The 9,401-nt window shown below is 70.8% G+C and carries 8 protein-coding genes; 4 read left to right on the top strand and 4 right to left on the bottom strand.

Annotated elements, in window-relative coordinates; all coding sequences use genetic code 11:
• Nucleotides 1-442 precede the first annotated feature (442 nt).
• Entirely contained in the window at nucleotides 443-3,976 is a 3,534-nt protein-coding gene (gene mfd, locus ABZ281_RS23685) for a transcription-repair coupling factor (RefSeq protein WP_356658409.1), read from the top strand.
• Nucleotides 3,977-4,026: 50 nt separating this feature from the next.
• Here the strand turns inward: mfd and ABZ281_RS23680 are convergent, their stop codons facing one another.
• From ABZ281_RS23680 to ABZ281_RS23670, 3 genes are all read right to left on the bottom strand, one after another.
• Nucleotides 4,027-4,440 carry a MerR family transcriptional regulator gene (locus ABZ281_RS23680; RefSeq protein WP_356658411.1) on the bottom strand — a complete coding sequence of 138 codons (414 nt, stop codon included), beginning with the start codon at nucleotides 4,438-4,440 and terminating at the stop codon, nucleotides 4,027-4,029.
• A gap of 26 nt (nucleotides 4,441-4,466) precedes the next feature.
• The gene (locus tag ABZ281_RS23675) at nucleotides 4,467-5,252 is read right to left on the bottom strand and encodes an SDR family oxidoreductase (RefSeq protein ID WP_356658407.1); all 786 of its coding nucleotides are present in this window, start codon (nucleotides 5,250-5,252) and stop codon (nucleotides 4,467-4,469) included.
• A gap of 165 nt (nucleotides 5,253-5,417) precedes the next feature.
• Nucleotides 5,418-5,603 carry an antitoxin gene (locus ABZ281_RS23670; protein ID WP_031105126.1) on the bottom strand — a complete coding sequence of 62 codons (186 nt, stop codon included), beginning with the start codon at nucleotides 5,601-5,603 and terminating at the stop codon, nucleotides 5,418-5,420.
• A gap of 162 nt (nucleotides 5,604-5,765) precedes the next feature.
• Between ABZ281_RS23670 and ABZ281_RS23665 the strand changes: the two genes are divergently transcribed.
• A complete protein-coding gene (locus tag ABZ281_RS23665) occupies nucleotides 5,766-6,542 on the top strand; it encodes an HNH endonuclease family protein (protein WP_356658405.1) in 777 nt (258 codons plus the stop codon).
• A gap of 225 nt (nucleotides 6,543-6,767) precedes the next feature.
• Nucleotides 6,768-7,511 (top strand): N-acetyltransferase, encoded by a 744-nt coding sequence (locus ABZ281_RS23660; RefSeq protein WP_356658403.1) that lies wholly within the window; start codon nucleotides 6,768-6,770, stop codon nucleotides 7,509-7,511.
• 26 nt (nucleotides 7,512-7,537) lie between these two features.
• On the opposite strand, the gene ABZ281_RS23655 is transcribed toward ABZ281_RS23660, so the two are convergent.
• On the bottom strand, nucleotides 7,538-8,278 hold the full coding sequence (locus ABZ281_RS23655) for a bacterial transcriptional activator domain-containing protein (protein ID WP_356658401.1): 741 nt from the start codon (nucleotides 8,276-8,278) through the stop codon (nucleotides 7,538-7,540).
• A gap of 413 nt (nucleotides 8,279-8,691) precedes the next feature.
• On the opposite strand from ABZ281_RS23655, the gene ABZ281_RS23650 reads away from it, so the two are divergent.
• Nucleotides 8,692-9,129 (top strand): hypothetical protein, encoded by a 438-nt coding sequence (locus ABZ281_RS23650; protein ID WP_356658399.1) that lies wholly within the window; start codon nucleotides 8,692-8,694, stop codon nucleotides 9,127-9,129.
• Nucleotides 9,130-9,401 lie beyond the last annotated feature (272 nt).

The raw sequence follows: 9,401 nt of genomic DNA, 5'->3' as shown, positions 1-9,401 counted from the left end.
GGGAGGGTGACCGGCGCCGGTATGTGAGGTCGTGGGACCTGGAGGGAGGGGGCGGGCATGCCGTGCCTTAGGGGTGGGGTGAAACGTCGGGAGCGACGTCCGACCGATCATGCCGGGGCGAAAACAGCGGGTGGGGGTGATGTTGTGAAGGTGGGGCGGCTGAACCCCCACTTGGCCGACTGCGTGCCGTGGCGTTCCGTGCCTCGACGGCGGCGCTTCCAAGGAGCCCTCCAGGGGGAACGGGTGTTCGCTCCGGGGAGAACGGGCGTTATCCACAGGCCCGCCGCGTGGGCGCGCATCGTCGTACGCTGGAGACCCCCCGGCCCGCGGCGCGCGTCAGGCCCGTCGTCCTGCCCACCCCCTGCCCTCGACTTGCCCACCGCCCTCGACTTGCCCACCTCCTGCCCGTCGACTTGCCCACCCCCTGGACGGAAAGCCCCGAATGAGCCTGCACGGTCTGCTCGACGCCGTAGTCAAGGACGCCGCCCTCGCGGAAGCGATCAGGGCGGCCGCAGACGGCAACCGCACGCACGTCGACATGGTCGGCCCCCCTGCGGCCCGGCCCTTCGCAGTCGCCGCCCTGGCCCGTGAGACAGGCCGCCCGGTGCTGGCGGTCACGGCGACGGGCCGTGAGGCGGAGGACCTGGCCGCGGCCCTGCGCTCCCTCCTCCCGGCCGAGGGGGTCGTGGAGTACCCGTCCTGGGAGACGCTCCCGCACGAGCGGCTCAGCCCTCGCAGCGACACCGTCGGCCGCCGCCTGGCCGTCCTGCGCCGCCTGGCCCACCCCCGCCCCGACGACCCCGAGACCGGCCCCGTCTCCGTCGTCGTCGCACCCGTCCGGTCCGTGCTCCAGCCGCAGGTCAAGGGCCTCGGCGACCTGGAACCGGTCTCCCTGAGGAGCGGGCAGACCACCGACCTCAACGAGATCGTCGAAGCCCTGGCGGCAGCTGCCTACGCGCGCGTGGAGCTCGTCGAGAAGCGCGGCGAGTTCGCCGTGCGCGGCGGCATCCTGGACGTGTTCCCGCCCACCGAGGAACACCCGCTGCGCGTCGAGTTCTGGGGCGACGACGTCGAGGAGATCCGCTACTTCAAGGTCGCCGACCAGCGCTCCCTCGAAGTCGCCGAGCACGGCCTGTGGGCGCCGCCGTGCCGCGAGCTGCTGCTCACCGAGGACGTCCGCACCCGCGCGCGTGCCCTCGCCGAACAACACCCCGAGCTCGGTGAACTGCTCGGCAAGATCGCCGAGGGCATCGCAGTCGAGGGCATGGAGTCCCTCGCGCCGGTCCTCGTCGACGACATGGAGCTGCTGCTCGACGTGCTGCCCAAGGGCGCCATGGCCGTCGTGTGCGACCCGGAGCGGGTCCGCACGCGGGCGTCGGACCTCGTCACCACCTCGCAGGAGTTCCTGCAGGCATCCTGGGCGGCCACCGCCGGGGGCGGCGAGGCACCCATCGACGTCGGAGCGGCCTCCCTGTGGTCCATCGCGGACGTCCGGGACCGGGCCCGCGAGCTGGACATGATGTGGTGGTCGGTGTCGCCGTTCGCCGCCGACGAGGAGCTCGAAGGGGACACCCTCAAGCTCGGCATGCGCGCCCCGGAGACCTATCGCGGCGACACCGCCAAGGCCCTCGCCGACACCAAGGGCTGGCTCGCCGACGGCTGGCGCACGGTGTTCGTCACCGAGGGTCACGGCCCGGCGGCCCGAACGGTCGAGGTGCTGGGCGGCGAGGGCATCGCGGCCCGCCTCGACTCCGACCTCGCCGAGATCTCCCCGTCCGTCGTGCACGTGGCGTGCGGCTCGATCGACCACGGCTTCGTCGACGCGGCCCTCGGACTCGCCGTCCTGACCGAAACCGACCTGTCGGGTCAGAAGGCGTCGGGCCGCGAGGGCGCCCGCATGCCGGCCCGCCGCCGCAAGACCATCGACCCGCTCACCCTGGAGCCGGGCGACTACATCGTCCACGAACAGCACGGCGTGGGCCGCTACATCGAGATGGTGCAGCGCACCGTCCAGGGCGCCACCCGCGAGTACCTGGTCGTCGAGTACGCCCCCGCCAAGCGCGGCCAGCCCGGCGACCGTCTCTACATCCCCACCGACCAGCTGGAGCAGATCACCAAGTACGTCGGCGGCGAGGCCCCCACCCTGCACCGCCTCGGCGGCGCCGACTGGACGAAGACGAAGGCCCGCGCGAAGAAGGCCGTCAAGGAGATCGCGGCCGACCTCATCAAGCTGTACAGCGCGCGCATGGCCGCCCCCGGGCACGCCTTCGGCGGGGACACCCCCTGGCAGCGTGAACTGGAGGACGCCTTCCCCTACGCGGAGACGCCCGACCAGCTCACCACCATCGCCGAGGTCAAGGAGGACATGGAGAAGACGGTCCCCATGGACCGCCTGATCTGCGGTGACGTCGGCTACGGCAAGACGGAGATCGCGGTCCGCGCCGCCTTCAAGGCCGTCCAGGACGGCAAGCAGGTGGCCGTCCTGGTGCCCACGACGCTGCTCGTGCAGCAGCACTTCGGGACGTTCAGCGAGCGGTACGCGCAGTTCCCGGTCAGCGTGAAGGCCCTGTCCCGCTTCCAGACCGACACCGAGGCCAAGGGGGTCCTGGAGGGCCTGCGCGAGGGCTCGGTCGACATCGTCATCGGCACCCACCGGCTGTTCTCGTCCGAGACCAAGTTCAAGGATCTGGGCCTGGTCATCGTCGACGAGGAGCAGCGTTTCGGCGTCGAGCACAAGGAGCAGCTGAAGAAGCTCCGCGCGAACGTCGACGTGCTGACGATGTCCGCGACCCCGATCCCCAGGACGCTGGAGATGGCGGTCACGGGCATCCGCGAGATGTCGACGATCACCACCCCGCCGGAGGAGCGCCACCCGGTCCTGACCTTCGTCGGCCCCTACGAGGAGAAGCAGATCGGCGCCGCCATCCGCCGTGAGCTGCTGCGCGAGGGCCAGGTCTTCTACATCCACAACCGCGTCGAGTCGATCGACCGCGCGGCGGCGCGCCTGCGCGAGATCGTCCCCGAGGCGCGCATCGCCACCGCCCACGGGCAGATGTCGGAGTCGGCACTGGAGCAGGTCGTCGTCGACTTCTGGGAGAAGAAGTTCGACGTGCTGGTGTCCACGACGATCGTGGAGTCCGGCATCGACATCTCCAACGCCAACACCCTGATCGTGGAGCGCGGCGACAACTTCGGGCTCAGCCAGCTCCACCAGCTGCGCGGCCGGGTGGGCCGTGGCCGCGAGCGCGGCTACGCCTACTTCCTCTACCCGCCCGAGAAGCCGCTGACCGAGACCGCGCACGAGCGGCTCGCGACCATCGCCCAGCACACCGAGATGGGCGCCGGTATGTACGTGGCCATGAAGGACCTGGAGATCCGCGGCGCGGGCAACCTCCTCGGCGGCGAGCAGTCCGGCCACATCGCGGGCGTCGGCTTCGACCTGTACGTGCGGATGGTCGGCGAGGCCGTCGCGGACTACCGGCGCCAGCTGGAGACCGGCGAGATCGAGGAAGAGCCGCCGCTCGAGGTCAAGATCGAGCTGCCCGTCGACGCGCACGTCCCGCACGACTACGCGCCGGGCGAGCGGCTCAGGCTCCAGGCGTACCGGCTCATCGCCTCCGCCAACTCGGAGGAGGACATCAAGGCGGTTCGCGAGGAACTCGTCGACCGCTACGGCAAGCTGCCCGAACCGGTGGAGAACCTGCTGCTCGTCGCGGGCCTGCGCATGTTCGCGCGTGCGTGCGGCGTCAGCGAGATCGTGCTCCAGGGCAACAACATCCGGTTCGCGCCGGTGGAGTTGCGCGAGTCCCAGGAGCTGCGGGTCAAGCGGCTGTACCCCGGGGTCGTCATCAAGCCGGCGGTGCACCAAGTGCTGGTACCGCGCCCGAAGACCGCGAAGGTGGGCGGCAGGCCGCTGGTCGGGCGGGAACTGCTGGCGTGGGTCGGGGAGTTCCTGACGTCGGTGCTGGGTTCGTGATGCGCCGGTGGCCGGGGCGTCGCTGACGCCCCGGCTCCGCTGGGGGTCGGTCAGGCCACCGTCCGTGCCCGTGCGCCGGTTGTCCGGTGCAGGGCCGCCGGCGGGGCGGGTGCGCTGCCGCCGGCCTGACGCAGTGCCGTCGTAAGCCGGTCGCGGACGGCGACCTGCGCGGCGATACGGGCCTCCAGCACCGCCAGACGATCCGCGGCCACCCGCAGCCCCTTCTCGGAGGCGGGCCCGGCCGCGACGTCACCGTCCAGGCACGGCAGGAACACCCGTGCGTCGTCGAGCGTCAGCCCTACGTCGAGCAGCTGCCGGATGTTGCGGACGCGCACGGCCGTACCGGCGTCGTACAGCCGATAGCCGTTCGCGGCCCGCTCGGAGGAGATGAGGCCCGCCTGCTCGTAGTGGCGCAGGGCGCGCGCCGACGTGCCGGTCGCGTCGGCGAGTTCACCGATCCGGATACGAGGTGCTGCCATGCGCGCCAGTGTCATGTGACGACCGCGCCGCCGTCCACCGGAAGGACCACGCCGGTCATGAACGAGGCCCGTGGCGAGGTCAGTCGGGCGATCGCCCACGCCACCTCCTCGGGGCGGCCGATCCGGCCGAGCGGCGTGTGGTCGAGCTGCCACGCGCGGATCGCGGCCTGCTGCTCGGGGGTGTGACCGGCGTGGTCGCCGATGGGGGTGTCGATCGCACCCGGCGCCACGGCGGCGACCCGGATCCCGAGCGGCGCGAGCTCCACCGCCCAGCTGCGGGTGAGCACCTCCAGGGCCGCCTTCCCTGCCGCGTACAGGGAGTTGCCGGGCCAGCCGCGCTGCCCCACCGACGTCGTCACGTTCACGATGACACCGCGGCTGTCCTCCAGTGCCGGGAGCACCGCCTGGGTGAGCAGGACGGGGGCGAGGAGGTTCGTCGCGAGCAGAGGCTCGACGGTGGCACGTGTGTAGGTGCGCAGCGACCGTGCGTTGACGATGCCGGCGTTGTTCACCAGCACGTCGAGACGGCCGTGCCGGTCGAGTGCCGTACGGACGACGGTCTCGGGGCCGTCGGTGGCCGTGAGGTCGGCGACGAGCGGGCTGATGCGGGACGGGTCATGTCCGGCGGTCTCGACGAGGGGTGCCTCGCGGCGGCCCACCGCGACGACGTGTGCGCCCTCGTCGGCGAAGGCGTGCGCGGTGGCACGGCCTATGCCGCTGCCGGCGCCGGTGACGAGCACGGTCCGCGGGGCCGGCAGCGCGTTCTGCTGCCTGGTCTTCGGGTATGTGGTTGCCATGCGGTGATCGTCCGACCCTGACGTCGGTGTCAAGGTCAAGCGGGCGGCGGCCCCCGGGCTGCCGCCCGCAGCAGGCACATGTGAAGCCGTCCGCAGCAGACACACGTGAAGCCGCCCGCAGGACAGATCCATGGGTCTCCGCGGACGGCCCCGGAGTCGGAGGCCTTACTGCTGTTCGGGCCGTTCCCGGTCGCGGTCCATGCCCAGCGAGCCCTCGACGCGCTGCTGGCCGGAGTCGACCTGGTCTTCGTACTTGCCGCCGGTCCTCTCGTTGATCCGCTCTTCCGCGGTGTCAGAGCCCTGCTTGCCCTTGTTCCGCGCCTGGCTCTTGAACTTGTCGAAGATGCCCATGCAAAGCTCCCTCCGGAGGTGACTCAGAACCGACGATACGCGCGAGATACGAAGAATGCGCATTGAGGCCCGATGTGGTCTGAACCTCTTCCTCGCTACGGTGGAACCGGGCGCGGGCCGTCCGTGCCGGAGCGGAACAGACAGACAGAGGAGGGGCGCAGAGTGACGCGTCTGAGGGGCGGGGCGACACTGTGTGTCGCGATGGTGTTCACCGGTTCGGCACTGGCCGGCTGCGAGGGTTTGACCCCGCCCGCGGACGGCGGTGGATCCTCCGCTTCCGGCGCCCCGGACGCCGGCGACGGACGTGCCGTGAACCCGCTGGACAACCCGGATGGCACCAAGCCGGGACTGGCGGCGATCACCTCCGGCGCGGACAAGGAGAGGGCACGCGCCCTGATCGAGAAGGTGGCGACCAAGGGCCGTGGCCCCAGGACGGGCTACGAACGGGACAAGTTCGGCTACGCCTGGATGGACTCGGCACCACGTGACGTCCCCTTCTCCCACAACGGCTGCGACTCGCGGAACGACCTCCTGAAGCGAGACGGGGAGGACCTGCGCTATCGCGCGGGATCGGACTGCGTGGTCACCTCGCTGACCCTGCACGACCCCTACACCGGGAAGATCATCGAGTGGACCAAGTCCCATGCGATCAAGGTCCAGATAGACCACGTCATGCCGCTGTCGTACGACTGGCAGATGGGCGCCTCGCGATGGACAAAGGACAAGCGGGAGTCCATCGCCAACGACCCGCTCAACCTCGTCCCGGTGGACGGGCCGGCCAACGGCTCGAAGGGGGACTCCGGCCCGGCGTCCTGGCTGCCCCCGAACAAGCAGATCCGCTGCGCCTACTCGGTGCGCTTCGCCCAGGTGTCACTGAAGTACGCACTCCCCGTGACGGCGGCAGACAAGGAGATGATGCTGAAGCAGTGCGGCGGGTAGCGCCCCTGCCCGGTGGGCAGTTGATGTCGATCGGAGAGTGACGGACGCCGAGTGGACTCATCGCGCCGGCACTCGGCGGTTTCGGTATCGGTCTGAGGCGAGTCCCTGATCGCCGGGCCGTCATGGTGGTTGCCGCGCAGCGGGCCAGGCCGTCCCAGGCGGCGGACCGGGTGCCCGCTCGCTAATTCGGTTCCGTGTGTCCACCGCCCTGCCTACCGTGATCACATGCAGCCGAAGATAGCGAGCCTCGCCGACCGCCCGGACATGCTGGAGCGGGTCGTCGGGATGGCGGACAGCTGGCCGGAATTCGTGATCCAGGACCTCGTGGGCGCCGCCCACTTCCCGCGGATCGCCGCCGAACTGCCGGAGTACGTCCTGTTCGCCGAGGACGAGCGGGGCGAGGTCGTGGCGAACGCCTACAGCGTGCCGTTCGCCCTCGGAGCCGAACACCGCGGCCGGCTGCCGGCCAACGGCTGGGCCGCGGTGCTGGTGTGGGCCTTCTCCGATCTGCGGCGCGGAGTCCGCCCCGACACCGTCAGCGCGATCTCGGTCTCGATCGCCCCGCAGGCACAGGGGCGCGGCCTGTCCGGGGTGATGCTCTCGGCCATGCGGGACAACGCCCGGGCCCGCGGCTTCCGCGAGGTCGTCGCCCCGGTCCGCCCCAACGCCAAGCACCTGGAACCGCACACGCCGATGGAGGAGTACGCCCACCGTGTCCGCCCCGACGGCCTGCCCCAGGACCCCTGGCTGCGCGTCCACGCCCGGGCCGGGGCCACTATCGACTCGGTGGCCCCGGCGTCCATGACGGTGGCCGCCTCGCTCGCGGACTGGCGTCGATGGACGGGCCTGCCCTTCGACACCGACGGCGACATCGAGCTGCCGGGCGGCCTGGTGCCGGTGCGCTGCGAGGTGGAGCGCGGGTACGCGGTGTACGTCGAGCCCAACGTGTGGATGCGTCATCCCCTGTGAACCGGTGGGCCTGCCACAGAGCTCCCTTACGACGCGTAGGCCGGCTGGCCCGCCAGCGCGGCGAGTTCGGGGGCGGGCTCGACGCCCAGCTCTCTGCGCAGCCGTCGCCGCAGGTCCCGGAACAGCTCGGTGGCCCTGCTGGGTGCTCCGATCTCCACGAACGCCCGCATGAGCAGCAGATGGCTCGGCTCGTCGAGCGGCTCCCAGGAAACCAGGAATGTCGCGGTCTCCGCCGCCTCGTGGGGACGGCCGTCGGCCAGGAGGCTGTGACCGGCCTCCCGCAGTGCGTGGAACCTGCGCTCGTCCCAGCTGGCTTGGTGCATCTCCGCCCATGCCGACCGCACGTCGGACATCAACGGCTGTCGCAGCATCTCCAGGTCCCGGGCGCGGGGCGGTACGCCGGGCCGGGTGACGCGTTCAAGGGCTTCCTCCGCCAGCCTCCAGTCGCTGGCCAGCGCGTCGGTGAGGTGCACCGTCTCGCCTTCGGCGTACGTCAGTTCCCAGGGAAGGCTCCGGTTCGTCCGCCACAGAAGGCGGCTGAGCCTGCGCCGCCCGACGCTCTCCGGCAGGTCGGGCCAGAGCGCTCCGACGAGGGCGGGTCTTCGGGCTCTGCGCCCGCCGCGCAGTTCCAGGTAGGCGAGCAGTTCGGCTGTCTGCGGCGGCAGTCGGTGGGATTCGTGTTCTGCGAGGTGGATGCCGTCGTCGCCCAGCAGACGGAACAGCACGGTGGGTTCGGTCTCGCTCTTGTCCGGGTGCGTGGAGGCCACTCCGAACCGAGATAGGTATGACAAAGGTTCCCCCTGTTTTCCCCGTATGCGGCCCGTGTCCTTGTGAGTACCGGGCCGCGCGTGATGCGACAGAGGTCAGCTGCGCGGTCACGCGCCAGACAGTTAACACCTGGCTGCCGAACGGAACAAGCCGTATTGGCCACCACCGGTGGGGCAGCAGTGACCGAAAGTGATTCCCCGGCGCGTTCGGCCGTCGACGGTCCGGTTCCCCTGACCTGGCCCGAGAACAGCGCGGAGACACCCCGGAGACACCGACGCTGCATGATGTGCTCATGTCCGAGATCGTCAGGGGGGGGGCGACAGGGTGAGTGCGGAGACGGGGCCTTGTGAGCCTGTGCGAGCCGTTGGCCAACCGGCTGGAACGGCTTGCAAGTTGACTCATGGAGGACTCCGTGAACAAGAACCGCATCATCGCGAGCACCGTGCTCGTCGGTGCCCTCATCGGTGTCGGCGCACCGGCCGCCACCGCCGCGACCCCGACTCCGGCCCGCTCCGTCGCCCAGGTGCAGACGGTCGACACCCACCGCGCGGTCTCCGCGGCCGCCGAGGTGAGGATCGCGACGCCGGCCGCCTCCACCAACGCCGCCACTGCCTCGGCCGCAGCGGAGACGGGCGAGGTCGCCGCCAAGGGCCGCATCAGCTGGCTCATCGGCAAGCTGAAGGGCCTCGGCTCGACCGCCTGGAACAAGCTGAAGGCCGCGGCCAAGAGCGGCTACAACGCGTTCAAGAAGGCGTACGAGAAGTACGTGCCGTGGCTGGTCCGCAAGGCGATCGAGGTCGGCTACACGGTCTACGAGGTCTACACCATCGTGAAGGACTTCGTCAGCTGACGACCATGCTGACCGAGGGGCCGAGCAGGGCGATTCCCCGTTCGGACGCTTGTCGGGAAGCCGCCGTCGCAGCGCCCGGACGCCCGTCCGGCTCTCAGTGACCTTGTCGGCCGCGGGAGCGGGGGCTCCGCTCGGCCGTCACCGCCGGTCAGGGTTCCGGCCGGTCACCCGGCCGGCTGTGCGCCCCCGGGAACTGCCATGGCCGACCCCCAACTCCACCGTGTCCGCAACGCGTCGATCACCGTGGTCAACGCCTCCCCCGAGGACAACAC

Origin of the sequence: Streptomyces sp. NPDC006265, from assembly GCF_040613555.1 — a bacterium.
In the GTDB taxonomy this organism is placed as follows: Bacteria; Actinomycetota; Actinomycetes; order Streptomycetales; family Streptomycetaceae; genus Streptomyces.
This window is presented reverse-complemented; position numbering and strand designations above follow the sequence as displayed.